22 protein-coding genes and 1 tRNA gene are annotated in these 25,201 nt (G+C 63.1%); 16 read left to right on the top strand and 7 right to left on the bottom strand.

Annotated elements, in window-relative coordinates:
- Positions 1-39 precede the first annotated feature (39 nt).
- The 4 genes from pyrF to dnaK all read right to left on the bottom strand — a co-directional run bounded on the left by pyrF (position 40) and on the right by dnaK (position 4,742).
- The gene (gene pyrF / locus U0023_RS04005) at positions 40-768 is read right to left on the bottom strand and encodes an orotidine-5'-phosphate decarboxylase (protein ID WP_040638710.1); all 729 of its coding nucleotides are present in this window, start codon (positions 766-768) and stop codon (positions 40-42) included.
- An 8-nt stretch (positions 769-776) separates the two neighbouring features.
- A complete protein-coding gene (locus tag U0023_RS04000) occupies positions 777-1,400 on the bottom strand; it encodes a class I SAM-dependent methyltransferase (RefSeq protein WP_009763627.1) in 624 nt (207 codons plus the stop codon).
- 66 nt (positions 1,401-1,466) lie between these two features.
- Positions 1,467-2,618 (bottom strand): molecular chaperone DnaJ, encoded by a 1,152-nt coding sequence (gene dnaJ, locus U0023_RS03995; RefSeq protein ID WP_009763628.1) that lies wholly within the window; start codon positions 2,616-2,618, stop codon positions 1,467-1,469.
- A gap of 207 nt (positions 2,619-2,825) precedes the next feature.
- Positions 2,826-4,742 carry a molecular chaperone DnaK gene (dnaK, locus tag U0023_RS03990; protein ID WP_009763629.1) on the bottom strand — a complete coding sequence of 639 codons (1,917 nt, stop codon included), beginning with the start codon at positions 4,740-4,742 and terminating at the stop codon, positions 2,826-2,828.
- Between the two features lie 369 nt (positions 4,743-5,111).
- On the opposite strand from dnaK, the gene U0023_RS03985 reads away from it, so the two are divergent.
- Entirely contained in the window at positions 5,112-5,516 is a 405-nt protein-coding gene (locus U0023_RS03985; RefSeq protein ID WP_009763630.1) for a hypothetical protein, read from the top strand.
- Here the strand turns inward: U0023_RS03985 and U0023_RS03980 are convergent.
- Positions 5,513-6,421, bottom strand: coding sequence for a bifunctional transcriptional activator/DNA repair enzyme AdaA (locus tag U0023_RS03980; RefSeq protein ID WP_009763631.1), 909 nt, complete (start codon positions 6,419-6,421; stop codon positions 5,513-5,515). The genes U0023_RS03985 and U0023_RS03980 overlap by 4 nt on opposite strands.
- A gap of 760 nt (positions 6,422-7,181) precedes the next feature.
- On the opposite strand from U0023_RS03980, the gene U0023_RS03975 reads away from it, so the two are divergent.
- Both U0023_RS03975 and U0023_RS03970 read left to right on the top strand, forming a co-directional pair.
- Positions 7,182-8,474 (top strand): adenylosuccinate synthase, encoded by a 1,293-nt coding sequence (locus tag U0023_RS03975; protein ID WP_009763632.1) that lies wholly within the window; start codon positions 7,182-7,184, stop codon positions 8,472-8,474.
- 34 nt (positions 8,475-8,508) lie between these two features.
- Entirely contained in the window at positions 8,509-9,702 is a 1,194-nt protein-coding gene (locus tag U0023_RS03970; RefSeq protein WP_009763633.1) for a hypothetical protein, read from the top strand.
- Positions 9,703-9,829: 127 nt separating this feature from the next.
- On the opposite strand, the gene rpoH is transcribed toward U0023_RS03970, so the two are convergent.
- Complete coding sequence (gene rpoH, locus U0023_RS03965) at positions 9,830-10,720, bottom strand: RNA polymerase sigma factor RpoH (protein ID WP_009763634.1); 891 nt, start codon at positions 10,718-10,720, stop codon at positions 9,830-9,832.
- Positions 10,721-10,906: 186 nt separating this feature from the next.
- Positions 10,907-11,905 (bottom strand): RluA family pseudouridine synthase, encoded by a 999-nt coding sequence (locus U0023_RS03960; RefSeq protein ID WP_009763635.1) that lies wholly within the window; start codon positions 11,903-11,905, stop codon positions 10,907-10,909.
- A 95-nt stretch (positions 11,906-12,000) separates the two neighbouring features.
- Here U0023_RS03960 and U0023_RS03955 point away from each other — a divergent pair.
- From U0023_RS03955 to U0023_RS03900, 13 genes are all read left to right on the top strand, one after another.
- Positions 12,001-12,076: transfer RNA gene (locus tag U0023_RS03955), tRNA-Glu, on the top strand.
- A gap of 95 nt (positions 12,077-12,171) precedes the next feature.
- Positions 12,172-12,351: a DUF6538 domain-containing protein gene (locus U0023_RS35505; protein ID WP_009763636.1), complete on the top strand. Its 180-nt coding sequence runs from the start codon at positions 12,172-12,174 to the stop codon at positions 12,349-12,351.
- A 281-nt stretch (positions 12,352-12,632) separates the two neighbouring features.
- Positions 12,633-13,037, top strand: a complete 405-nt coding sequence (locus U0023_RS03950) for a hypothetical protein (protein ID WP_040638711.1) — start codon at positions 12,633-12,635, stop codon at positions 13,035-13,037.
- A gap of 682 nt (positions 13,038-13,719) precedes the next feature.
- A complete protein-coding gene (locus U0023_RS03945; protein WP_009763638.1) occupies positions 13,720-14,634 on the top strand; it encodes a pirin family protein in 915 nt (304 codons plus the stop codon).
- 722 nt (positions 14,635-15,356) lie between these two features.
- Complete coding sequence (locus U0023_RS03940; RefSeq protein WP_009763639.1) at positions 15,357-15,752, top strand: Rid family detoxifying hydrolase; 396 nt, start codon at positions 15,357-15,359, stop codon at positions 15,750-15,752.
- Positions 15,753-15,754: 2 nt separating this feature from the next.
- On the top strand, positions 15,755-16,732 hold the full coding sequence (locus U0023_RS03935) for a D-2-hydroxyacid dehydrogenase (RefSeq protein ID WP_009763640.1): 978 nt from the start codon (positions 15,755-15,757) through the stop codon (positions 16,730-16,732).
- 170 nt (positions 16,733-16,902) lie between these two features.
- Positions 16,903-17,784 carry a transporter substrate-binding domain-containing protein gene (locus U0023_RS03930; protein WP_009763641.1) on the top strand — a complete coding sequence of 294 codons (882 nt, stop codon included), beginning with the start codon at positions 16,903-16,905 and terminating at the stop codon, positions 17,782-17,784.
- A 29-nt stretch (positions 17,785-17,813) separates the two neighbouring features.
- Positions 17,814-19,334: an amino acid ABC transporter permease/ATP-binding protein gene (locus U0023_RS03925; RefSeq protein WP_009763642.1), complete on the top strand. Its 1,521-nt coding sequence runs from the start codon at positions 17,814-17,816 to the stop codon at positions 19,332-19,334.
- The gene (locus tag U0023_RS03920) at positions 19,331-20,380 is read left to right on the top strand and encodes an alpha-hydroxy acid oxidase (RefSeq protein ID WP_009763643.1); all 1,050 of its coding nucleotides are present in this window, start codon (positions 19,331-19,333) and stop codon (positions 20,378-20,380) included. Before U0023_RS03925 ends, U0023_RS03920 begins: the two co-directional genes overlap by 4 nt.
- Positions 20,377-21,312 (top strand): ABC transporter substrate-binding protein, encoded by a 936-nt coding sequence (locus tag U0023_RS03915; RefSeq protein WP_009763644.1) that lies wholly within the window; start codon positions 20,377-20,379, stop codon positions 21,310-21,312. The genes U0023_RS03920 and U0023_RS03915 overlap by 4 nt, the downstream gene beginning before the upstream one ends.
- Complete coding sequence (gene allB, locus U0023_RS03910; RefSeq protein WP_009763645.1) at positions 21,309-22,757, top strand: allantoinase AllB; 1,449 nt, start codon at positions 21,309-21,311, stop codon at positions 22,755-22,757. Before U0023_RS03915 ends, allB begins: the two co-directional genes overlap by 4 nt.
- The gene (locus tag U0023_RS03905) at positions 22,738-23,499 is read left to right on the top strand and encodes a GntR family transcriptional regulator (RefSeq protein ID WP_009763646.1); all 762 of its coding nucleotides are present in this window, start codon (positions 22,738-22,740) and stop codon (positions 23,497-23,499) included. Before allB ends, U0023_RS03905 begins: the two co-directional genes overlap by 20 nt.
- A complete protein-coding gene (locus U0023_RS03900; RefSeq protein ID WP_009763647.1) occupies positions 23,496-24,605 on the top strand; it encodes a mandelate racemase/muconate lactonizing enzyme family protein in 1,110 nt (369 codons plus the stop codon). Before U0023_RS03905 ends, U0023_RS03900 begins: the two co-directional genes overlap by 4 nt.
- Positions 24,606-25,201 lie beyond the last annotated feature (596 nt).

Here is a 25,201-nt window from a genome sequence, read left to right as displayed (position 1 = left end):
TTTCAGGGAGGCGCAGCGAACGCCAGAGACGTCCTATCGTCAAGCCTTCACGTCGGCGATTTCCCGCACAATCGCCTCGGCGACGGCGCGCGGGTCGGACGCCTTCACGATGGGCCGGGCCACCACGAGATGGTCGGCGCCGAGCCGGATGCCTTGCGCCGGCGTCACGACGCGCTTCTGGTCGCCCGCGTCGGATCCGGCGGGCCGGATGCCCGGCGTGACGATGAGCCGGTCGGGGCCGACGACGGTGCGCACGCGCTCGGCTTCCGTGGCCGCGCAGACGATGCCGTCGATGCCGAGGTCGCGGGCCTGCCCGGCGCGGCGGGCGACGAGCTCCGCGGCCGTCACGGGGGCATAGCCCGCCTCGACGAGATCATTGTCGTCGTAGGAGGTGAGCACGGTGACCGCGAGGATCTTCAAGGACGATCCCGCTTTCCCCGCCACGGCCGCGCGCATGGTCTGCGGATAGGCGTGGACCGTCAGGAACGTGGCGCCGAGGCGGGCGACCGAGCGCACGCCTTCCTCAACGGTGTTGCCGATGTCGTGGAGCTTGAGGTCGAGAAAGACCTTCTTGCCCTGGCCGATCAGCTCGCGGGCGAACTCGAAGCCGCCCGCATAGGCGAGCTGGTAACCGATCTTGTAGAAGGTGCCCGCATCCCCGATGCGCGCGATGACGGCGCGTGCCTCCGCGACGGAGGGGACATCGAGGCCGATGATGAGCTTGTCGCGACTGTCTCCTGCGGGAACGGGATTCGGCGGAAGAGACATCGCGGCGCTCATGGATGGTTGACCTTGTTGTAGACCCAGACGCGGGCCGGGGGCAGGTTGCGCCAGATCCGGTTGGAGGCCCTGGCCTTGTAGCTTTGCGAGCGCGCCGGGATCGGCGGCACCACCGCGTAGGTGAACTGGATGAACGGAGCGTTGGGGTTCATCAGTTCCTGGGCGGTTTCCAAGAGCTCCAGGCGCTGATCCATGGGCTTGGTGAAGAGCGGCAGGCTCGACACGGTCGCGGCCGCGGGCTCCTTCAGGATGCCGGAGAGCGTTTCCTTGAGATCGTAGGCATCGCCCTGGATGATCGTAGCCTTCGGGAAGCGGCGCTTCAGGAGCTGGCAGAATTCGGGGTTGAACTCGATCAGGACCAGCCGCTCCTGCGCCACGCCGCGCCGGATCAGGGCATCGGTGACCGGCCCCGTGCCGGGGCCGAGCTCGATGACGGGGCCGGGAATGCGCGGGTCCACATAGGACGCCATGGTCCGGGCCAGGATCTTGCCCGAAGGGGTCACGGCCCCGATGACGAGGGGGCGTTCGAGCCAGGAGCGCAGGAATCGCGCTTCGTCCTGGAAGCGATCCTTCTTGAGGGGACTTTTCCGGGCCGTTGGCCGTTGAAACGACTGAAGCACTAAGCTGTCCCCTCGATCATGCCGATCACACGGGCTGTTTAGAATCCAAAGAAAACGACCGTCAAGTTAGGTTGATCCACCGAGCCCGTCGATAAACTCCCGGAAACGGGAGAAAAAGCCCGAACTCTCCGGATGGTTTTCCTTGGAGCATTCCTGGTCGAACTCCGTCAGCAGCTCGCGCTGCCGCTTGGTGAGCTTCTGCGGAGTTTCCACAACAACCTGGATGTAGAGGTCGCCCACGTCCCGCGAGCGCAGCACCGGCATGCCCTTGCCCCTCAGGCGGAACTGCTTGCCGGTCTGGGTGCCCTCGGGAACCTTCACGAGCGCATCGGTGCCGCCCAGGGTCGGAACGCTGAACTCGCCGCCCAGTGCCGCCGTCACCATGGAAATCGGCACCCGGCAGAACAGGTCGGCCCCGTCGCGCTGGTAGAACGGATGAGGCTTCAGGGACAGGAAGATGTAGAGGTCGCCCGCGGGCCCGCCGCGCAGGCCGGCCTCGCCCTCGCCCGCGAGGCGGATGCGCGTGCCGTCCTCGACGCCCGCCGGGATGTTGACCGAGAGCGTGCGCTCCCGGGTGACGCGGCCCGCGCCGCCGCACTGGCCGCAGGGGTCGTCGATGACCTCGCCGCGCCCGTGGCAGTTGGGGCAGGTGCGCTCGATGGAGAAGAAGCCCTGGGTCGCCCGCACCCGGCCCGCACCGCCGCAGGTGGGGCAGGTCTTGGGCTTGGAGCCCGGCTTCGCGCCGCTCCCCGAACAGGCCTCGCAGGTGATGGAGGTCGGGATCTTCAGCTCGGCGGTCTTGCCGTTGAAGGCCTCGTCGAGGGAGATTTCCAGGTTGTAGCGCATGTCGGCGCCGCGTTCGCGCCCGCCCGTGCCCCGGCCCCGTCCGCCGCCGCGTCCGGTGGCATCGCCGAAGAAGTTCTCGAAGATGTCCGACATGAAGTCGGAGAAGTCGCCGCCGAAGCCCGGGCCGCCGGCCCCGGCGCCGCCGTTGGCGAAGGCCGCATGGCCGTAGCGGTCGTAGGCCGCGCGCTTCTGGCCGTCGGAGAGGGTCTGGTAGGCCTCGTTGATTTCCTTGAACTTGATCTCGGCCTCGTGGTCCCCCGGGTTGCGGTCCGGGTGGTACTGCATCGCGAGCTTGCGGAAGGCGGATTTCATTTCCGCCTCGGTCGCGGTCTTCGCGACGCCGAGAACCTCGTAGTAATCGCGCTTGGACATGTCAGGCGCCCCTCGGAGCGTCTATGGGCTCCATCATTGTGCCGGACCTCTTTGCATGCGCTGCACTGGAAAAGGCTCTGGAAGCCTTTTCCAGAACATCGCGGGAAGCGGTCGGTGGATTGGTCATGGGTGTTTGAAGCTCGTTTCATGAAAACGGCACCCGGTCACGAAACCGGGTGCCGAATTCTTCAGAAGAGGCGCATCGCTTTAGGCGCGCTTCTTCTTGTCGCCTTCGTCGACTTCCTGGAAGTCGGCGTCGATGACATCGTCCTTCTTCGGCTCTTCGGCCGAGGCCTGCTCGCCGCCTTCGCCGGGATTCGCCTGAGCGGCATACATGGCTTCGCCGAGCTTCATCGAAGCCTGCATCAGGTCCGTGGTGCGGGCCTTGATCACCTCGGCGTCCTCGCCGGCCAGGGCCTGGCGCAGCGCGTCGATGGCGGTCGTGATGCCCTGCTTGTCGGATTCGGAGACCTTGTCGCCGTATTCCGTCATGGACTTCTCGGTGGCGTGGATCAGGCTCTCGCCCTGGTTCTTCGCCTCGACGACCTCGCGGCGCTTCTTGTCTTCCTCGGCGTGAGCCTCGGCGTCCTTCACCATCTTCTCGATGTCGGCGTCGGACAGGCCGCCCGAGGCCTGGATGCGGATCTGGTGCTCCTTAGCCGTAGCCTTGTCCTTCGCCGTGACGTTCACGATGCCGTTCGCGTCGATGTCGAAGGTCACCTCGATCTGCGGCACGCCGCGGGGCGCGGGCGGAATGCCCACAAGGTCGAACTGGCCGAGCAGCTTGTTGTCCGCCGCCATCTCACGCTCGCCCTGGAAGACCCGGATGGTGACCGCGTTCTGGTTGTCCTCGGCGGTCGAGAACACCTGGCTCTTCTTCGTCGGGATCGTCGTGTTGCGGTCGATCAGACGGGTGAACACGCCGCCGAGCGTCTCGATGCCGAGCGACAGCGGGGTCACGTCGAGGAGCAGAACGTCCTTCACGTCGCCCTGGAGCACGCCCGCCTGGATTGCCGCGCCGATGGCCACGACCTCGTCCGGGTTCACGCCCTTATGGGGCTCCTTGCCGAAGAACTGCTTCACGACTTCCTGGATCTTCGGCATGCGGGTCATGCCGCCGACCAGGACCACCTCGTCGATGTCGCCCGCCGAGATGCCGGCGTCCTTGAGGGCCTTGCGGCAGGGCTCGATGGTCTTCTGCACGAGATCGTCGACGAGCTGCTCGAACTTGGCGCGCGAGAGCTTGAGGGCGAGGTGCTTCGGCCCGGAGGCGTCCGCCGTGATGTAGGGCAGGTTGATCTCGGTCTGCTGGGCCGAGGAGAGCTCGATCTTGGCCTTCTCGGCGGCTTCCTTCAGGCGCTGCAGGGCGAGCTTGTCCTTGGTCAGGTCGATGCCCTGCTCCTTCTTGAACTCGGCCGCCAGGTACTCGACCAGGCGCATGTCGAAATCTTCACCGCCGAGGAAGGTGTCGCCGTTGGTGGACTTCACCTCGAACACGCCGTCGCCGATCTCGAGGACCGACACGTCGAAGGTGCCGCCGCCGAGGTCGTAGACCGCGATCATGCCGGTCTGCTTCTTGTCCAGGCCGTAGGCCAGGGCCGCAGCGGTCGGCTCGTTGATGATGCGCAGGACCTCGAGGCCGGCGATCTTGCCGGCGTCCTTGGTGGCCTGACGCTGGGCGTCGTTGAAATAGGCCGGAACCGTGATGACCGCCTGGGTGACAGGCTGCCCGAGATAGGACTCGGCCGTCTCCTTCATCTTCTGAAGGGTGAAGGCGGAGATCTGCGAGGGCGAATACTGCTTGCCGTCGGCCTCGACCCAGGCGTCGCCGTTCGGGCCGCGGATGATGTGGTACGGAACGAGGCCCATGTCCTTCTTGGTCATGGGGTCGTCGAAGGTGCGGCCGATCAGGCGCTTGATGGCGAAGAAGGTGCGCGACGGGTTCGTGACCGCCTGGCGCTTGGCCGGCTGGCCGACGAGGCGCTCGCCTTCGTCCGTGAAGGCCACGATGGACGGGGTCGTCCGGGCGCCTTCTGCGTTTTCGATGACTTTGGGCGTCGTGCCTTCCATGACAGCGACGCAGGAATTGGTGGTGCCGAGGTCGATACCGATGACCTTACCCATGGCGGGATCCCTCACTTTCAAGCAGACCGCCGAGCCCTAAAAGCAGCCCGGCCCATGGCTTACATGTTGATGACTGAACGCCGGGACCGGCTCAACCCGAGCCGTGCCCCATGCTGGCGCTGATATAAGAAGGGGCATTCGGGCCTGCAAGACAATCCTGAAGGCTAGAATGCCTCAATTCGTCGGATCCTGCGTCTGTTGCATGGCTGCAATGGAGGAGCGGCCAGGGTTTGCAGCTCGGCAGTTCCTCAAATTCCTGGCGGAACTTGCCGGGTATCCTCGTCTCCGGTCCTGCGGTAGAATCGAGGTTCGTGGCGTTCCCCGACCTTCTCGCGAGCGCCGCGTACCTGCTCCTTGTGGAAGCGGCCGATGGTCCAGATCGTCCTTGCTCTGATCGCAATGGGATTGGCTTCCCCAGCCCAGGCCCACGATATCTATTCCCACCTGCTGGATTCCTGGGGCAACAGCTGCTGCAGCGAACAGGATTGCCGCCCGGCGCCCTACCGGGTGACCCCGACCGGCGTGCAGATGCTCGTCGACGGGGAATGGGTCGAGGTCCCGGGTTACACGATCCAGTACCGGAGCCTGCTCGGAGATGCCGGACAGACGGGCGGCGGGCATTGGTGTGGCCGTGCCTACCAGAGGGTCGACAACAGCGTGTTCCATGTGACGCAATGCGCGGTGCTGCCGCCGAGCACGGCGGGGCTGTCCAGCTCCCCTGCTTGGAGCGACCCGAAGGCCATGGGCGGAGAAGGCCGTTCCGCCGAACCTTAAGCCGCTTTCCCGCCCAGGGTCTGCCCCGCTTCCCACCCCAGGATCGCCTGCTTGCGGGTGAGCCCCCAATGATAGCCCGTGAGCGCCCCGGAACGGCCGAGGACCCGGTGGCAGGGGACCACGAAGGAGACCGGGTTCTTGCCCACGGCCGCGCCGACCGCCCGGCAGGCCGACGGTTTTCCGATATGGCGGGCGATGTCGGAATAGGTGGTGGCCTTGTCGCGGGGGATGCGCAGCAGGGTCTGCCAGACCCGGACCTCGAAATCCGTCCCGATGAGGACCACCCGCAGAGGCTGCTCCGCCTGCCATTGCGTCGGGTTGAAGATGCGCCGCGCCAGCGGGGCGGTGGCGGCCTCGTCCTCCACATAGGTAGCCTTGGGCCAGCGCCGGGTCAGGTCCGATAGCGCCGCCTGGCGGTCGCCGTCATCCACGAAGCCGAGTCCCGCAAGGCCCCTTTCGGTGGCGATCAGAACCGCCTCGCCGAACGGGGAGGGGTGGAAGCCGTAGCGCATGGTCAGGCCCGCGCCGCCCGTCCGGTAATCCCCCGGGGTCATGGCCTCGTGAGTCACGAAGAGATCGTGCAGCCGGGCCGGTCCCGAAAGGCCGACCTCGTAGGTGGCGTCGAGCACGCTGGCGGAATCGGCCAGCAGCGCCTTGGCGTTGTCGAGGGTCAGAGCCTGCAGGAAAGCCTTCGGGCTCAGTCCCGCCCAGCGGCGGAAGAGGTGGTGCACATGGGTGGTGGAGAGGCCCACATGGTCGGCGATCGCCTCCAGGGAGGGCTGATCGCGCCAGCGCTCGGAGATATAGGCGATGATCCGGCGCACCCGCTCGTAATCCGAATGCGGCTCGTCCGGCACGGTGATCGCGCCGGGTTCGATGGTGATGTCGCGTAGCGTATCCAGCATGGCTCTCATCCTGATTGACGCTCATCCTAGCGAGCCGGTGAGGCGGGCGACACCCGATTTCTGTGGCGCCAGGCGCAGGACGCAGGGGAGCCTCGTGGGGGCGATTGGACAGGTGATTTGGTTGCCCTGGAGATGACACCCGCCACGTCATGGTCCGGCTTGTCCCGTCCATCCCGATGCTGTGAAGCGCCGCGCTTGTCCAATCGGGATCGCCGGCGCTGATCCCCGGATCGAGTCCGGGGAGGTGATGACATGAAGAGCATGACTGGGCGAACGTTATGTTCTCACTTTGTTCTTGACGGGGCGGATAGGCTTGGCTATATCGTTGTGCATTCCCGCCCGCCGAGGGGCGCGCTCGCGAGGCGTCAGCCAGTGTGGGGCGGGAAGCGGTCCGGTCGTGGGCTTCGCACCCCTGCGGCCGGAGGCCCTTGGCAGCCCTGTGCTGGTCCAAGTCTCAACGCCTAAAAGAACCGCGTGCGAGGCGCCGTCCGGCTCTTCCACTCTCACACTCACAGCGAGCCGGGCGACACCACGCACCCTCCCTCGAACCAGACGGCTCGCAGCGCAAGCTGCGGGCCCGATGGTGCTGGCTTCATGGTTTAGAACGGAAAACACATTCCCGCCGCGCGTGCGGCCTATCATGTTGGGATCGAGGCTTATTCCGCCTTGACCTGAGGCGCGCGATCCACCATGAGGGTTTGCAAGGTTTTTGACCCAACCCTGGCCTTGCGCCGGGGTTTTTTTATGTGAGGCTTGAACGATGGCGAACGTGGTTGTCGTGGGCGCCCAATGGGGCGACGAGGGCAAGGGCAAGATCGTCGACTGGTTGTCCGAACAGGCGGACGTGGTCGTGCGGTTCCAGGGCGGGCACAATGCCGGCCATACTCTCGTGATCGGCGGCACGGTCTACAAGCTCTCGCTCCTGCCCTCCGGCGTCGTGCGTCCGGGCAAGCTCTCCGTCATCGGCAACGGCGTCGTGCTCGATCCGCATGCCCTGGCGGGCGAAGTGGAGCGCCTCACCGGGCAGGGCGTCTCGATCACCCGCGAGAACCTGCGCGTGGCCGAGAACGCCACGCTGATTCTCTCCGTTCACCGCGAGCTCGACGCGCTGCGGGAAAGCGGCAGCGCCGGCACGAAGATCGGCACCACCAAGCGCGGCATCGGCCCGGCCTACGAGGACAAGGTCGGCCGCCGTGCCATCCGCCTCATGGACCTCGCCGATCTCTCGTCCTTGCCGGAGAAGATCGAGCGCATGCTCACCCATCACAATGCGCTTCGCCGCGGCTTCGGCCTCGACGAGTTCAGCGCCGACGCGATTTACGAGGAACTCGCCTCCGTGGCTCCGAAGGTGCTGCCCTACATGGATGCCGTGTGGCGCCTGCTCGACGACCAGCGCCGCGCCGGCAAGCGCATCCTGTTCGAGGGCGCGCAGGGAGCGCTGCTCGATGTGGATCACGGGACCTATCCCTTCGTCACCTCCTCCAACACGGTGGCCGGACAGGCGGCGACCGGTTCGGGCCTGGGCCCGGGCGGCGTCGGCTACGTGCTCGGCATCGCCAAGGCCTATACGACCCGCGTGGGCGAGGGGCCGTTCCCGACCGAGCTGTTCGACGAGGTCGGCGAACTGATCGGCCAGAAGGGCAAGGAATTCGGCGTGGTCACGGGCCGCAAGCGCCGCTGCGGCTGGTTCGACGCCACGCTCGTGCGCCAGACCGTCAGCACCTCCGGCATCGACGGCATCGCGCTCACCAAGCTCGACATCCTCGACGGCTTCGAGACGATCAAGATCGGCGTCGGCTACAAGCTCGATGGCGAGACCATCGATTACTTCCCGGCCAGCCAGGGCGCCCAGGCGCGCGTCGAGCCGATCTACGAGGAGATCGAGGGCTGGAGCGGCTCGACCGCCGGGGCCCGTTCCTGGGCCGACCTGCCCGCGCAGGCCATCAAATATGTCCGCCGTATCGAGGAACTGATCGGGGCGCCCGTCGCCGTGCTCTCGACCTCGCCGGAGCGTGACGACACAATCCTCATGAAGAACCCCTTTGAGGGTTGACGGCGGAGCCACGGCGGGTCATTCCCAGAGAGAAATGGCAGATTATTACCCTCTCATCGCAAGAGCCGTCGAAGGCTTGCCCGAGCAGAATCCCGATAAGCGGCGCGCCGTCTACGAGCGCGCCCGCACGGCTCTGATCGCGCAGCTGCGTTCCCTCAATCCGCCTCTGAGCGAGGCGGAGATCCAGCGGGAGAGCCGTTCCCTGGACGAGGCGATCACCCGCGTCGAGGCGGATTACAATGCACCGCCGGCCGGTTTCGACGCCGACGCCTTCTCGGACATGCTGGCGGAGGATCAGCCGGCCCCCGCGGGGGCCCGGGGGCCAGGCGCGGTCCACGGCCTGCGTGCGCCCGCTCCCCACGCTGCCGGACAGGAAGAAGCCGAAGAGGCCTATGCCGAGCCTGCGGTGGCGCGTCCCAAAATCGACAGCCGTCCCCATCCGGCCATGCAGAACAAGGGCCGGACGCGGACCATCATCTTCGGGTCGGTGCTGGCGCTTGTGATCGCGGCCATCGCGGCCTTCGCGTTCCTGTGGCGCGACAGACCGGAAAATCTCGCTCCCGAAGCCCCCGTCGCCGAGGCGCCGCAGCAGCCGGCCCCTCCGGCCGATGCCAAGATCAACGAGCGTGTCGGCGGCCAGGCTCCTCCCGCGACCGCTCCCGCCACGGCACCCCGTCAGGAGGCGGGCGCGGTGCAGCGCGCGGTGTTCTATGAAGAGGACCCGACCAATCCGCAGACTCCGAAGGCGCAGGTGGGACGCGTCACGTGGCGTCTGGAGGATGTGAATCCCGGCCAGGGCCAGCCTCTCGAGAAGGCGGTCAGCGCGCTGATCGAGGTGCCCGACGCCGGGTTGACCATGCGCATGGTGCTGAGGCGCAACCTCGACACCACGCTGCCCGCCTCGCACACGGTCGAACTCACCTTCACCACCCGCCAGGGCGATGCGAACCGCGTCATCCGGGACGTGGGATTGCTGCAGTTCAAGGATGAGGAAGCGGCTCGTGGGACGCCCGTGGCCGGGCTGCCGGTGCCGGTGCGCGAGAACCTCTTCCTGATCGGCCTTTCGAACTTGCAGGTCGATATCGCCCGCAACACCCAGCTGTTCGTGCGCCGCAACTGGATCGACCTGCCGGTTCGCATGGCCTCCGGCCAACGCGCCATCCTGAGCTTCGAAAAGGGCGGGTCCGGCACCCAAATCCTCAACGACGCCTTCAATCAATGGCAATAGTCCAGCTCATCTTCGACAACAAAAAAGCCGCGCATCCTGCGCGGCTTTTTTAATGGCTCGAAGGCTCGGCTAAAGCATCGGATGAATCCCAAAAGTGGTGTCCACTTTTGGGTCCGAGGCCCGAGGCTTAAGCCTCGGCCGACGAGGTCTCGATCTGGGTCAGGTTCTTCTTGACCGCTTCCTGCACCTTCTCGAACGCCCGAACCTCGATCTGACGGACCCGTTCACGGGACACGCCGAACTCGGTGGAGAGCTCCTCGAGAGTGATCGGATCGTCCGACAGGCGGCGCGCCTCGAAGATGCGGCGCTCACGCGGATTGAGCACGGAGAGCGCGGAGCGGAGAGCGCTCAGGCGGTTCTGGCCTTCCTCTTCCTCGACGAGCACCTGCTCCTGGCTCTGGCTGTTGTCGACCAGCCAATCCTGCCATTCGCCGCCACCTTCGCCCTCATCGCGCAAAGGCGCGTTGAGGGACGAGTCGCCACCGAGACGGCGGTTCATGTCCACCACGTCCTGCTCGGTGACGCCGAGCTGCGTGGCGATCTGCTTCACGTGCTCGGGGCGCAGATCGCCTTCCTCGAACGCGGAGATCCGGCCCTTCGCCTTGCGCAGGTTGAAGAACAGTTTCTTCTGGTTAGCCGTGGTGCCCATCTTCACGAGGGACCAGGACCGCAGAATGTACTCTTGAATGGCCGCTTTGATCCACCACATGGCATAAGTGGCGAGGCGGAAGCCCTTGTCGGGCTCGAAACGCTTGACGGCCTGCATGAGGCCGACATTGCCTTCCGACACGACCTCGCCGATCGGCAGACCGTAGCCGCGATAGCCCATGGCGATCTTGGCGACGAGGCGCAGATGTGACGTCACGAGCTTATGGGCCGCTTCGCGATCTCCGTGCTCGCGCCAGCGTTTGGCGAGCATGTACTCCTCATGCGGCTCAAGCATGGGGAAGCGACGGATCTCGTCGAGATAGCGCGAAAGGCCCCCTTCATTGGCAAGCACCGGAAGCGCTGTAGCCATCTTTTCTCCTCCTTTGGCTCCCTCACCACGAGGCAAGCCTGGGGCGGCCCCCTCCATGGCCGGCCGCCCTGCCCCCTATATAAGCGGTTCAACCGTGTCCGAATAGAGGCGTCAGGCTTCAAGACGTGGTGAACGCTCCAGACTCGCAAGGGTGCCCGCGTGAGCTGATTTTGCGACCGATTGACGCTAAGTCTCTACCCGCAAGGCTGCGAGAAGCCTGTCCAGATCCGGGGGCAGGGGGCTCTCGAAGCGCAGGAATTCCCCGCTGCGCGGATGCTCGAACCCGAGGATCGCGGCGTGCAGGGCCTGCCGGCCGAGGGCGGTCAGCGCCTCTTTCTGCGGCTCCGAAAGGCGGTTCGCCTTGGTCTTGAAGCCGGACCCGTAGGTCGCATCTCCCAAGAGGGGATGACCGAGATGGGCCATGTGAACCCGGATCTGATGGGTGCGTCCGGTCTCCAGCTCGCATTGGACGAGACTGGCGATCGGCTGGGCCGGGGGCAGGCCCTCCAGAACCTCGTAATGGGTGATGGCATAGCGGCCGCGATCCTCGCCCACCACGACGATCTTTTCCCGGTTGTGCGTGCTTCGGGCGAGCGCCGCCTCCACGGTCCCCCGACGCCGCTCGGGCACGCCCCAGAGGATCGCCAGATAGGCACGTTCCAGGGGGCCGGTCCGGCCATGGTCGGCGAATTGCGCGGCGAGCCCCTGGTGGGCGAGATCGTTCTTGGCAACCACCAGAAGCCCCGACGTGTCCTTGTCGAGGCGATGGACGATGCCGGGCCGCTTCACGCCGCCGATCCCCGACAGGCTCTCCCCGCAATGGGCGATGAGGGCATTCACCAGCGTGCCGGAATCGTGACCCGCCGCCGGGTGCACCACGAGGCCTGCCGGTTTGTCGATGACGATCACATCGTCGTCCTCGTAGACGATGGCGAGCGCCATCGCCTCGCCGGCCGGCTCGGCCGGGACGGGGGCAGGCACGGTCAGGGCGATCCGGGCGCCGCCGCCGACCTTCCGGTTCGGATCAAGGACCGGGACGCCGTCGACGGTGGCCTGCCCGTCGCGAATGAGCGCCTGCAGGCGGCTTCGCGACAGGTCGGCCTGCAATCGTGCCAATACCCGGTCCAGCCGTTCGGCCGGCACATCGTCTTCCAAGAGCCATTCCTGGCGTGTCGCGTCGTTCACCGCATCCTCATTTTACCTGAGCCGTTCGCTTTTTTCAGCAAAAGGACTTGAAGGGATTCGGAAGGGTGGTTATACGAGCGGCCTCCACCTTGCTAGCTCCCTTCGTCTAGCGGTCTAGGACGTCGCCCTCTCACGGCGAAAACAGGGGTTCGAGTCCCCTAGGGAGCGCCAAAGGTTCGATAGGCAGATTGCCTTAATATCCTCAGCTATCAGGCATTCTCGGCTCAACTTGTCACACAACGGTGTCAGACCTGAGCGGGGTCCTCATGCCAAAAGACGCAGACCTTTGCCGGCGGGGAAAGGGCGGCAACTACTATCTCAACATCCGGATTACAACGGACATCGTTGCAGCCTACGGCAGCGATAAGGTCTTCGTGAGCCTTGGCACCCGCAATCGGAATGAAGCGCGGAGGTTGCGAAATCTATCTCCGGCCGCTCTCCATTGATGAGCTAATCGCACGGTGCGGCATCGCCCCCGGTGGTGCCCACGATCGCCTCCCACGTGTCAGCCAGATGCAGCCTAAACGCTCTAAGGCCTGTCCGCCGTTGGCCAACGATGCCGATCCGTGAGCCGCACACATGACAGAGATCAATGTCCAGCTCCGTGGCATCATGGCCAAGGGGGTTGCCGGACGAAGCCTTTGCAGACCATGGGTACAGCGCGGATGGGGCCCCCTTCAAAGAGGCCATAGAGCTTGCCGGCGCTTCGCTCGAAGGCAGCGCGGATATGGACACCCTACAACTGACCGGCGGCGGGACATTCGATCTGACGCATGCGGCCGTCTGCTCGAGCATCTCGAGCATCGAGGCGGTGCGCGGATCGGATCGGCATGACACGATCATCGTCGATCAGACCATCTTCGCCGGGATCGCGACCTTCAACGGCGGCGCCAGCCCGGCAGCGCATCTGGATGAGATTGTCCTGAGAGGCGCGGTTTTCGACTTCACGGGCAAGAGCCTCGTCGGCATCGATAGGCTGGTGCTTGAGACGTGGCAGCTGAATACGCTCGACGAACCCGAAGTGGATCCCAGCATTGAGGGCGAATGGGACCGTTTGGCGTTCATGACTACAAGGAAAAGGACACGACCGGAGCGATCATCCGGCACTGGTACATCGACGACTTTGGTGTGACGCATATGCTCATCCATAGGGACACGTCGGACGATAACGAGAGTCGGTCAGGCTGGGATCACGAGCCTGGCGATCCTGCAACCGGAGCAGACGGAGGCTGGGGAGAGGCGGACGGAACGCCGTTCAGCCCTTACCGTTCCATGATGCTGCCGGGGCTTTATTCGGATGACTTCCGGTTCCACAGCTAACCGTTGCATTGCAAAACGCTCCGGGAACTTGCTGAGCTGCTTGATGCGGAGCTGAGCGAGGTTCCCGTAGGAAGCGAGAATGCTCAATGCGACCAAGGCTGGAAATTTCACTGTTGCACGGGCCGATCTCCTGGTCATGAGGCGGCACATCGCGAGGAAGGTCCACAATCCGGCATGCGGGGAGAACCGTAAACCCGGATGAAATCTCGGGCGCAGGTCGATCGACCGATAGCCAGGTCAAGCGCCGCGGCCGCTCCACGACCAGCAGCGTCCATCGGGGTTCGGCGGATAACTAGGAGCCCGGCCCCTGTCGACGATGAAGCAGACGGAGGTCGCGTGTCGGGAAGGGCGCCATCGTCCCGGCCCTGATTGGCGAAAGGACGGATCGCCTGGATACCTCTATCGACCTAACCAGAGACCGATCGCTGTCATGGAAGGGCGGATCAGGTGTATAAACAGACTGAATGCCTGGCGCCCGAAGCGAGGATTAACCCATGAGCTGGCTTCCGTCGAACGATCCCATCCTCGGTGACACAAAATCCTGCGACGCCCTCGAGTTGATCATCATCCCGCGCGTCCGCGATCTAGGCGGGTTCGAGGTCCGACGGGCGCTGCCGCACGGCAAACGCCAGATGGTCGGGCCGTTCATCTTCTTCGATCACATGGGCCCGGTGCAGTTCCTGGCCGGGAGCGGCATGGACGTGCGACCGCACCCGCATATCGGCCTCGCCACGGTCACCTACCTCTTCGATGGCCGGATTCTGCACCGGGACAGCGCAGGCAACGTGCAGGAGATCGTGCCCGGCGCCATGAATCTTATGACGGCCGGACGCGGCATCGCCCATTCCGAGCGCACGCCGGAACCCGCGCGCGTGAGCGGGCAAGCCATGCTGGGGATCCAGAGCTGGGTCGCACTTCCGGCCGGCCGGGAGGAAATTGACCCATCGTTCCAGCATTTCGATGCGGACATACTCCCCGTCGTCGAGGCTCGCGGCGTTCGGGCACGGATCATCACCGGGTCCGCGTTCGGTGAGACCGCGCCCGTCCGTACCGTTTCCGACTGGTTCTATGTCGATGTCAGGCTGGAGGCCGGCGCCAGCGCACCGCTCGACCCGGACTATGAGGAACGCGCCATTTACCTGGTGGACGGCGAGATCCAGATGGCGGGCGATCGATTCACTGGCCCACGGCTTCTGATCTTCCGCCCGGGCGATCGCATCACGGTGCGGGCGGTCCGCGCCTCGCGTCTGATGTTCCTCGGTGGTGCGGCACTGGAGGGGCCACGTTACATCTGGTGGAATTTCGTGTCCTCGAGCCGGGAGCGCATCGAACAGGCGAAGGAGGATTGGAGGACCGGCCGCTTCGCCCCGGTGCCGGATGAAACGGAGTTCATCCCCCTCCCTGAGTAGACGCAGGCTGGTCGACGGAGCGCGGACGAGGGCCAAGCTTAGGTCGACGTACTCGGTTGGGAAAGGCGATGGGCAGGATGGATCGAAGAGGACGATCAGATAGCCCCTTGCAGTCAGCTTCTCGGCGCTGTCAGGCCCGACTACCGTAATCGAGCAACGGCGCGGACCTTCGTCGAAACCATGTCGCGCGTTCCGCGCCTCCGGCGTCGCAGAACGGAACACCGAAGCAGCGCGAATCCAGCTGTCCTCGCGGCTGCCGACGAGCCCGCAAGCATAAGGCGAACTGACCTTCAGAAATCAGGGCAACGGCTCAGCTCGACTCGATTTGCCAGCGTCCCGCTCGACCCTGATCGAGCCTTCATGCGCAATCCTCCAGCGGGGAACTATCCTCTTGATGGCGATCCAGGCGATGTGGGTTCTGCATCTCCATCCCGGTCGTGAAGCCAGACCAGGCAAACGCCTCCACCTGATGCCAACGTATATCTTTCCTCACGGCCAGAATGCTCGGGCGGGAGCAGCGCAGCGAGCCAACGGCGTACTTTTATCAGCATTGAAACCTCCAATGAAGCCGCCGGGTTCAAGCAAGTGCCATGCCAAATTCCCTGCATGAAATTTGCGCAGCGACTGACGTCGTGAGAGGCATCTCACTGCAATTGCTTCTTCGGAACCGTGTCTGAATCGTATACGAACATACGAATTGGCTACGATGAGGATGAAGAGTAATGCGGGTGCCGATTACTTATCCGGGAACGAAACAAGAGGACCGTCCGATGGGGTCGGCGCCTCTCTCGCCTGCCGTGCGTTTGGGGAACACGCTCTTCATCTCGGGGCAGGTCGCTATCGATCCGATAACGGGAGCGATCGTGGGTGACGATGTCGCGACGCAGACGCACCAGGTTCTGACAAATATCAAGACGCTGGTCGAAGCGGCCGGCCTGACCATGAAGAATGTCGGCAAGGTCGGTATCTTTCTCACCGACGTTGCCGATTTCGACACGATGAATGCCGTTTATGCAGAATTCTTCGATGCGCCGTTCCCTGCGCGCGCAACGGTGGGCATCACCTTGAACAATCCAAGCCTCCTCGTTGAAATGGATGCCATCGCGGTGGCAGTGTGACGATGCATTCCAATTTGCGCATCCACATCGAAAACGATCCGGCCACTCCCTCGCTGATGCTCGATGAGCAAGCGCTGCGGCAGCGTTTGAATGCCATCCCGGGCCTCTCAGTGGCGATCAGCGTCAATAGCACGGGACGAAGCGAGTCCATCGGACATAATGCCGATATCCTGCTCGCCTGTCGTAAACTGAATATCGACGAGGCAAAAGCCGCAAACCCGAACCTTCGCTTCGTGCAGACAATCTCAGCGGGCGTCGAGGCTTATCTCGATCATTTGCCGGCGGATGTTTCCCTCGCCAATGCCTCGGGGGTTCACGCCGCCAAGGGCGCTGAGTTCATCCTCTGCGCTGCGCTCATGCTCAATTTCAGCATTCCCCACTTCGTGACCGATAAGGAGCATTGCGTCTGGGCTCCAAAGTTCGGGGGAACGATCGCCGAGCGAAAGGTCCTGATGCTGGGTGTCGGATCCATCGGCTCTGCCGCCGCGCGTGCGCTGCGGTCCCAAGGGGCTTACGTCATCGGCATCACGCGATCGGGCGCCCCGCACAACGATTTGAACGAGTCGTATCCGATTGAACGGCTCGACCAGGTCTTGGATCAGGCCGACCTCGTGGTGTGCACGCTTCCGCTCACTCCGGGTACGCGCAACCTGATGAATGCGGAGAGGCTTGCCCGTCTGAAACCCGGTTGTGGAATCGTCAATGTCGGGCGTGCAGGAGTGATCGATTATCAGGCACTCGAAGACCGCTTGCGATCCGGTGATCTATCCGGCGCTGTCCTTGACGTCTTTCCCGAAGAACCGCTGCCGGTCGCTCACTCCCTATGGGATTGCCCGCGATTGGTGATCACGCCGCATTGCTCACTCGACGATCACACAACCTACATGAACGCCTGTCTCGACATATTCGCCGAGAACGTCGGCCGCTTCGCCCGTGGTGAGGATCTCATCAACGAGATTGATCGGCATGCTGGTTACTGAGGTGCCGGCTTAGAAGGCATCAATGCTCAAAATATGCACTCGACAATCCATCAAGGACGATGCTTGCTTCGTATACGATTAGACGAAAAATCCCACTTTCTCCTCGATGGCGGCGTCGGCGCACGTACGCCCCGCATTTGCGGCCTCAACTCGCGTCAGGAAAGCATGTCATGAAAAAGCTGGTTACCCCATTCTTCGTCTTCGCAGCAACATTGTCGGGAGCTTTCGTGGCCGCAGCAGCCGAGCCGATTACGCCGGATGCTTCCGCCTTTGCGGCCATGCCCGAATGTAAAGCTCTTCGGGCCAAGTATCCTGCACTGGCCGGGAAGAAGCTCATCATCGGCCTTGGTGGCTACAACAAGGGCTTTCAATCCCCAACTGCTGCCGATCCCAACAAGCTCGAAGGTCTCGATCCCGACCTGTTCGACCGCATCGGAGCATGCCTTGGGTTCACTTATGACTTCCAGATGGGTTCGTTCAACGTCCTCGTGACATCGATCGCGAGCGGCCGCGTCGATATGGGCCCGTCGCTCTACGTCACCGAACAGCGCATGCAACAGGTCAGCTTTGTCTCCACCTATCAGGTGATTAACGGCGCGGTCGTCCCGTCCGGCAACCCCAAGAAGCTGACGTCGCTGGACAGCCTGTGCGGTGTGACGGTGGCTGCTGCGGCTGGGACCTACGAAGCGGTCAATGTCGTGCCGCAGCAGACGGCTCTCTGCGAGAAGGAAGGCAAGCCGAAGGTGGAGCTTCTTCTCGTTCAGAATACTGACAACGCAATTCAAACCGTGCAGAGCGGCCGAGCCGATATTCACATGACATCCCTGGCCGTCGCGAGAGCATTGGTGGCCGGAGACCCGAAACTCGAGCTGGCGTTCAACGTCGACCTGCCCATCCGCAATGGATATCCCGTCGCAAAGAACAACGCCGAACTGAAGGATGCCCTTCGCGACGCATTCAAGGTTCTCCAAGCGACGGGCGTCGAGAAGAAGCTTCTCGAAAAATGGGGCCAAGGCGGTCACGCCGAGCGGCCGGTTGAGATCTTCGGCTGATCACCGCAACTGTAGAGATTGGATGAACGATGCAGACGTTCCTGCACTACCTGACGTTTCCGTTCCTCTGGCAAGGCGCACTCGTGGCCATCCAATTGATGATCGGGGCACTTGTCGGCGGGGTCGTCATCGGCTTCTTTGTCGCCCTCGCGAGCCTGTCGCCGCATGCGTGGATCCGGCTCCCCGTACAGGCCTATATCTATCTCCTGCGCGGAACCCCTGTCCTCCTGCAGCTGATCCTTCTCTTCAACGTCCTGCCACAGTTCGGCATTCGATTGTCGCCGTTCATGAGTGCCCTTTTGGCACTCATGATCAACGAAACCGCCTACTGCGCCGAGATCATCAGGGGCGGCATCTCATCGGTTGATCGCAACCAGAGAATGGCTGCGCAGGCCTTCGGGTTCAGCCGTACGGCCGAGATGACCCACGTGGTCCTTCCTCAAGCTCTGCGTGCCATTCTGCCGACTCTCGGCAACGAGGCGGTCGGCCTTCTGAAATCAACGGCCCAAGCCTCTGTTGTGGGCGTGAATGAACTGACCCTGCGCAGTCAGACCATCGTATCGGAAAACTTCCTGTTCATACCCGTGCTGATGGCATCGGGCATGATCTATGTCGCGCTTTCGACCTGCATTGCGGGTGTCCAGTGGTGGCTGGAAAGCCGTTTCGCCCTGGATATGCGGGCTCGCAGGGTCAAGCGGAAATTGGAACGCGGGGCCGTCACGCTTCCCACCGCGAAGCCCGTCATCACAGGGAAGTCGTCGGCATCGGGCCCGCCAGCCCTGACGGTCCAGAACCTGAAGATCGGCTACAATGGCAAGACTGTCCTGAAGGATGTCTCCCTAAAAGTGGACCGCGGCGAGGTGGTTGCCCTTCTCGGACGGTCAGGTTCCGGGAAGAGCACGCTGCTCAAGTCGATCGTTGCACTGACCCCCGTCGAGAGCGGTGACATCCGCGTCGGCGGCAAACGGATTGGGAAGGATGCCAACGGCAATCCTCTTCCGGCACGGCATCTTCCCCGCGACCGTGCAAGTTCCAAGGTCGGCATCGTATTTCAGCACTTTGCCCTCTTCGACCATCTGAGCGCCGAGGAGAACGTCATGACGATCCCGAGGATCGTCCAGAAGAGGTCGCATCACGAAGCTCATGCGGCCGCTTGTGCAGCTCTCGAAGCGGTTGGTCTGTCGGCCTTCAGGCATCACCTGCCGCACGAATTGTCGGGAGGGCAGCAGCAGCGTGTCGCAATTGCAAGGGCTCTCGCAGCCAATCCCGAACTCATCCTCTTCGACGAGCCGACATCGGCCCTCGACCCGGAACTCGTGCGGGAGGTGAATCAAACCATTCGCAAGCTGGCTCAAACAGGAATCACGTTGGTCATCAGCACCCACGACGTCGCCTTTGCGTCGACCGTCGCCGATCGCATCGTCTTCCTGCAAGGCGGGACGCTGATCGAGCAGGGGAGCCCGGATATCCTCCAGTCTCCCCGGACGGCCGAGTTCGCGGCATTCCTTCGCCAGGAGCGTGACCACCACCTACAGGACGCGACGCCATGACGCTGCCATTCGAGAGCGCCGCACGCGAAAAGCTCGGGGATCCCCTTTTCAGCTACCTTCTCGGTCGACAGGGGGAACAGGCTACAGGCGCCGACGCGAACCAGGAGGCTCTGGCGCCGTATCGACTCGTTCCGCATGTCCTTACAGGTGCCAATGGCATCTCTACGGAGACGAATTTGCTTGAGCAGACCTTTGCGGCGCCGCTCGCCGTGGGGGCTTTCGCAGGCGATCGGATTTTCCATGCGGAGGGCATCCTGCCGCTCGCCCGTGCCTGCGCCAAGGCGCGGCTTCCCTTGATCGTATCCGAAGAGACCGTAACCCCTCTTTCGGAAATCACGCAGGTGTGGCCCCAGTCCTGGTTCCAGGTCCGCGCCGCCGGGCCTGTTCGTCGTACGTTCGACCTCATCGATCTAGCGGCGCGCTGCGGCGTCAAGACTGTCGTCATGACTGTGCTGGCCCCGACACATCCGCGACCCGGGCTGCAGCCGGGCGGGTACAGCATCGCAGCCGAGATCAAGGCGCGCGGATGGACCACCATCGGTTCCGATGGGCCCGGCGTCATGGCGCTGCCGTCATTTCCCCAATGGTCCCACGCGGATTTCACGTCTGTCGTGGCGCATGCCAGCCGCGGCGGCATTCAAGTGGTTGCAAAGGGCATTCTGTCGACCGGTGATGCACATCGGGTTCGCGAAGCCGGATGTGGCGCGATTATGGTGTCCAACATCGGTCTGCGGCAGACCGGTGAATGGATTCGGTCATCGGACGCCCTGCAGGAGATGGCCGGGCAGGTCGCGCAGGTTCCGCTTCTCCTGGATGGCGGTGTCCGCAGAGGGACGGACGTCATCAAATCCCTGTGCCTAGGAGCCTCGATGGCCGTGGCCGTGCGCCCCTTCGTGACGGCTCTGGCGGCGGCGGGCCAGAGCGGGGTGGAGGAGGTCATACAGGCATGGCTGGACGAGATCGCGGCAGTCTCAGCCTGGATGGGGGTCGAGCGAACCCATGACCTGGACCGTTCTCATCTTTACTGCGAGCGAGACTCACGATGAAATCCCAACGCCCCCTCAAGCTGAACCTCGGCGATCCCAGCGAGAGCCGCGTCTACTACATTCCTCATTATGTCGCTCAAAGCCGAGGATATTTCACAGAAGAAGGCGTCGAGGTCATTTTCACGTCCACCACGTCCGGCGGCACAACCGTCCAAGGAGGGCAGATTCCGGCCATTGTCTCAGGTGCCGCAGATCTGACCGTCGGTGGGCCGATGGTCATCATGAGGATGCGACAGGACCACGAGGCGCATCTTGTCGCGTTCTGTGCGACCGTGAACGTGAATCCGTGGTTTCTTGCGGGCCGATCGACCTGCATCGGCTTCGACCTGACGGATCTGGCCGGCAAACGCGTCATCGACATATCGAACATCACCACGGCCAATCTGTGCTTCCGGTGGCTTCTGAAAGCCGCCGACGTGAAGGGTGTGACCATCCTGCCCGGGAGCCGCGATGAAGCTGGGGACCTTGCATCGGTCCTGACCGGTGAGGTCGACTATGCGCTTCATTCCTTGCATGGATTGGCGCCTCATCTCGTTGCGAACTCCAAACTCGCGTTGGTGGCCGATCTTGCGGGCGCAACCGGCCCGGTGCCGTGGAGCGCCTACATCGCAGATCCTCGGATATTGGCTGAACGACGGGGTGATTTCCAAGCATTTACCCGGGCCATCGAACGTGCGCTCACCGATATCGCGAACGCTCCGCCGCAGGAGATCGCCCAGTGGCTCAAACCCTATTATGACGGCTACCCGCATCCCGCGTTAACGCTTGCGATCGAACGCTATCGCGCTGTTGGCGCTTGGCCGAGGGAGAGCCTCATCCCTCCCGAATCGTTTCATCGCTTCAGCGGCATTCTGCAGGAGATCGGCTGGCTCGCCGAACCGGCCGACTATGCGGCCAACATCGACACGTCCTTCGCAGAGGCGCATCAATGACCACGACCGATCGGAGATATGAAACGCTCGTCTGCGGCGGCACGGTCGTCACGGAAACGGGGGCATCGATCCTGACGATAGCCATCACGGACGGCCGGATCGTCGGCATCCTGGATGATACGTCGCTGCATCCAGCCGCCAAAGAGATCATCGACGCGACAGGGCTCATCATCGTTCCCGGCGCAATCGACGCCCACACCCACTTCACGGGATCCAATCCGTTCCCGAGAGAGGAGGTGTCGGAGGGTACGAAGGGTGCTGCTCGCGGGGGAGTGACTACCTATCTGGAAATGCCGCATTCCAACCCTCCGGCGACGACGCTGGCAGGCTTCCTGGCGAAGCGAGAACTGTTGAGCAACCACTCGGCTGTCGATTTCGGCCTCTGGGCGGGTCTGACCGGGGCGAATCTCGATGAGATCCCGGCGCTTGTCGACGCAGGAGCGGCAGGCTTCAAGGCGTTCCTGTGCAGCCCGGACCCCGGCGGCGACGCACCTGACCCCAGTGGCCTGCCTCGCCTCAAAGACGGCGATCTTCTCAAGGCCATGCGAGTGATCGCTCGATACGATTGCGTTATCGGCATTCACGCGGAGAACCACGATCTTCTGCAATCGGCCGGGCAACGGCAGCGGCGCGACGACCGGCACGATGCGCGCGCCCACGCGCTCGCTGGTCCTGAAATCGCCGAGATCGAGGCCGTCAATCGCGTCGTGCTTCTGGCTCAGGAAGCTGGGGTTCGCGCTCATATCGTGCACCTGAGTTCGGCGCGGGCCGCCGCCGATGTGCAGCATCGTGAGCGAGGGGCTCGGGTCAGCATCGAAACATGTCCGCAATACTTGCTGCTGACAGAAGACGATCTTGCCGAGATCGGGCCTTTCGCGCGCTGCGGGCCGCCTCTGAGAAGCGTCGGAACTGTCGAGGAGCTTTGGGCCGCTTTGAAGCAAGGCCTGATCGATACCCTCGCGTCCGACCACTGCCCTTACCTGGTCCAGGACAAGGAGCGCGGCAGGTCGTCCATCTGGGAGGCCGGAATGGGGTTGACCGGGATCGAGACAGCCGTCCCGCTCTTCTTCTCCGCCTGTCGGGCGCGAGGGGTCGGGCTCGTCCAATTTGCCCGAATGACGGCGACCAATCCGGCCAAGGTCTTCGGGCTCTATGGACGGAAAGGTGCGATCAGCGTCGGATTCGATGCCGATCTCGTGTTCTACGACCCAGACCAGGATTGGACGGTCCAGGGCCGGACATTCCTCGGACACGGCAAGTGGAGCGCTTTTGAAGGAAGGCAGTGCCAAGGGAAGGTTGTGCGAACGATCTTGCGTGGAAAGACGATTTTCGAAGATGGCCAGCACAGGCAAATGATTGACACTGGGCGTGAGGTGCTGCGGACAAGCCCCGGCTCCGTGGTCCAAGATCCAGAAAGCGGAAACCATGATTGCCAGCCATCCTAGTTCCATCCTCGAGACCGATGAAAATTGGGGCATCACTCGACCGAGGACACTCGTCGATCACGCCGTCGACGCCATCATATCGGCCGCGGCTCGTGGGCATATCCTTCCCGAGGACCGCATCTCGGAACCGGATCTCGTCAGTCAACTCGGCATCAGCCGCGTTCCCATTCGGGAAGCACTTCGGCTGTTGGAGAGCCAAGGTGTCGTGACCAGCGAACCCTATAAGGGCATCCGCCTTATGAAGGTCACCAACGAACGTCTTGATCACATCATAGACGTTCGGATCGCGCTGGAGACACTTGCCTGCCGCCGTGCCATCGAGCAGGGCCGGATCGGCCCGCAGGAGCGCAGAGAACTCGATGGGGCGATCCGTGGCCTCCGCAAGGCGGCTGCGGACAACGACGCTTATGCCTTCGGTCTCGCCGATACGGCATTTCATCGAACACTTTGCGGCTTTGCCCGAAATCCCGTGACGGGCTTTCTGTGGGAATCGCTGGCACGCCAGCTGACCATCATTTTCGGCCTGGCCACGCTGGGCAAGTCGATGAAGGCGATCGTAGCGGAGCATACGATGCTGCGGGATGTCTTCCTCTCGGGAGATGTCGCTGCCACGGAAGCAGCTGTCCGCGAGCACATCTTCGATCAGGCCCATGACATCGATATCGAGACGGTCATCGCGAAGCGCCGTTCCGCGTCCACTCCGACTACCAAAGTTTCAGCGAAGAGAAGAAACAGAAAATGAAAATCACAGATGTCGAAGCCTTCAACCTGCGCCTGCCCGATATTCAAGCTCGCACCGACAGCTCGCAAGATGCCCTTTTGATCAGGATCACGACCGATGCCGGCATCGTGGGATGGGGCGAAGTGGACGGTTGCCCTTCGGTGGTCAAGGCGATCATCGATGCCCCCTATTCCCATACGCTCGTTACCGGTCTGAAGTCGCTGCTCATTGGCGAGAACCCGCTCGAGACGCGGCGGCTCTGGGATAAGATGTATCGAGCGACCCTGTTCTACGGCCGCGGCGGGGCGGTCGTGCAAGCAATGGCCGGCATTGACATAGCCCTATGGGACATCAAGGGAAAGGCACTCGGTAAGCCGATCGTGGAGCTGCTCGGCGGCGCGATTCGGAGCCGGATGCGCGTCTATTCGTCCAACATGTTCCAGTTCAGCGTCGAGGATACCGTCGCCCGCGCAAAGCATGCCGTCGATACCGGGCATACCGGGGTCAAGTTTGGTTGGGAACCTTTCGGCCAAAGCGAGGCGATGGACCTCAAGTATGTCGAAGCTATCCGACGAGCGATCGGTGACGAGACCGATTTCATGCTCGATGTCGGATTGATTTGGGACGCGAAGACGACGATCCGCAGGTCCTCGCTGTTCGAACCTTACAACCTGTTCTGGATTGAGGAGCCGCTCCACCCCGATGATTATGCCGGTTATGGAAAGGTCTCGGCAGGCTGTTCTCAGCGGATCGCCGCGGGTGAGGAGGAATGTACGGTCGTTGGATTTGAGCGCCTGATCGATGAAGGTGGCATCGACGTCGTCCAGATCGACCTGACGCGGACAGGCTTCACACAGGCGATGCGGATCGCCGACTATGCAGCAAGCCGCCGCAGGAAGGTCTGCAACCACAACTTCACCACCGACATCAATACCGCCGCATCACTCCATTTCCTCTGTGCTCTCGAGAACGCACTCGTCATGGAGTACTGCGTCGAACCCGGCGAGCTTTCGAAGAACCTCGCGGTCGAGCCCGTCAAGATCACGGATGGCTTCGCTCAACTACCGGATGCGCCCGGACTAGGGGTTGAACCCCGGATGGATATCATCGAGAAATATCTCGCTTAATCCGGCATAGGGGCTCCGCCGGTCTGCCTTGGCTTCTGACCTGGACATGTGTGACCGAAGGGCCCCGTCTGCACTGGCGGGCCCCGTTGAGGGATATCGTCCTCGCCGATGCGGCCCAAGACTCTCTTCGCAGTCTGCTCTCCTACCGGAGATGTCTCCCAATACACGGGTCCTTTGCAAGTCCTGATCGATCATGCGAGGGCGGGACGAAAACGGAGGTCATGCGGATGAGTCGAACAATGTAGGTTTTCTTGACTGAGGTTTCGATCCAACTCCAAACCGCGAGGATCGCTGTTCTAGCTGTTCCATCCGATATATCGTGATTTTCCAGCGGTGTTTGATCGACCATGGGTTCGGTCAGGCGCCGGCATCTAGCGCTTTATTCCTTCGACGGGGCTTGCGTCAAAGCCAAGCGTGACAATCCGTTTCCCGACATGGTCCAGCCATACGTCCAGGTGGAATGCGTCTTAGCAGCCATGAAGCGCAGGCCGGGTCACACCAAAGGTGGGGCTATCCCGCTCCGGCGAATTGCCATAGGAGCTTGGCGAGCGGGAGACCTCGCAAGGCCTGCCCTCCATGAAACGGGCAAGGTCAGA

The organism is Microvirga lotononidis (assembly GCF_034627025.1).
Taxonomy (GTDB): domain Bacteria; phylum Pseudomonadota; class Alphaproteobacteria; order Rhizobiales; family Beijerinckiaceae; genus Microvirga; species Microvirga lotononidis.
The sequence above is the reverse complement of the archived record's forward strand: the minus strand, read 5'-3'. Positions and strand labels throughout refer to the sequence as shown.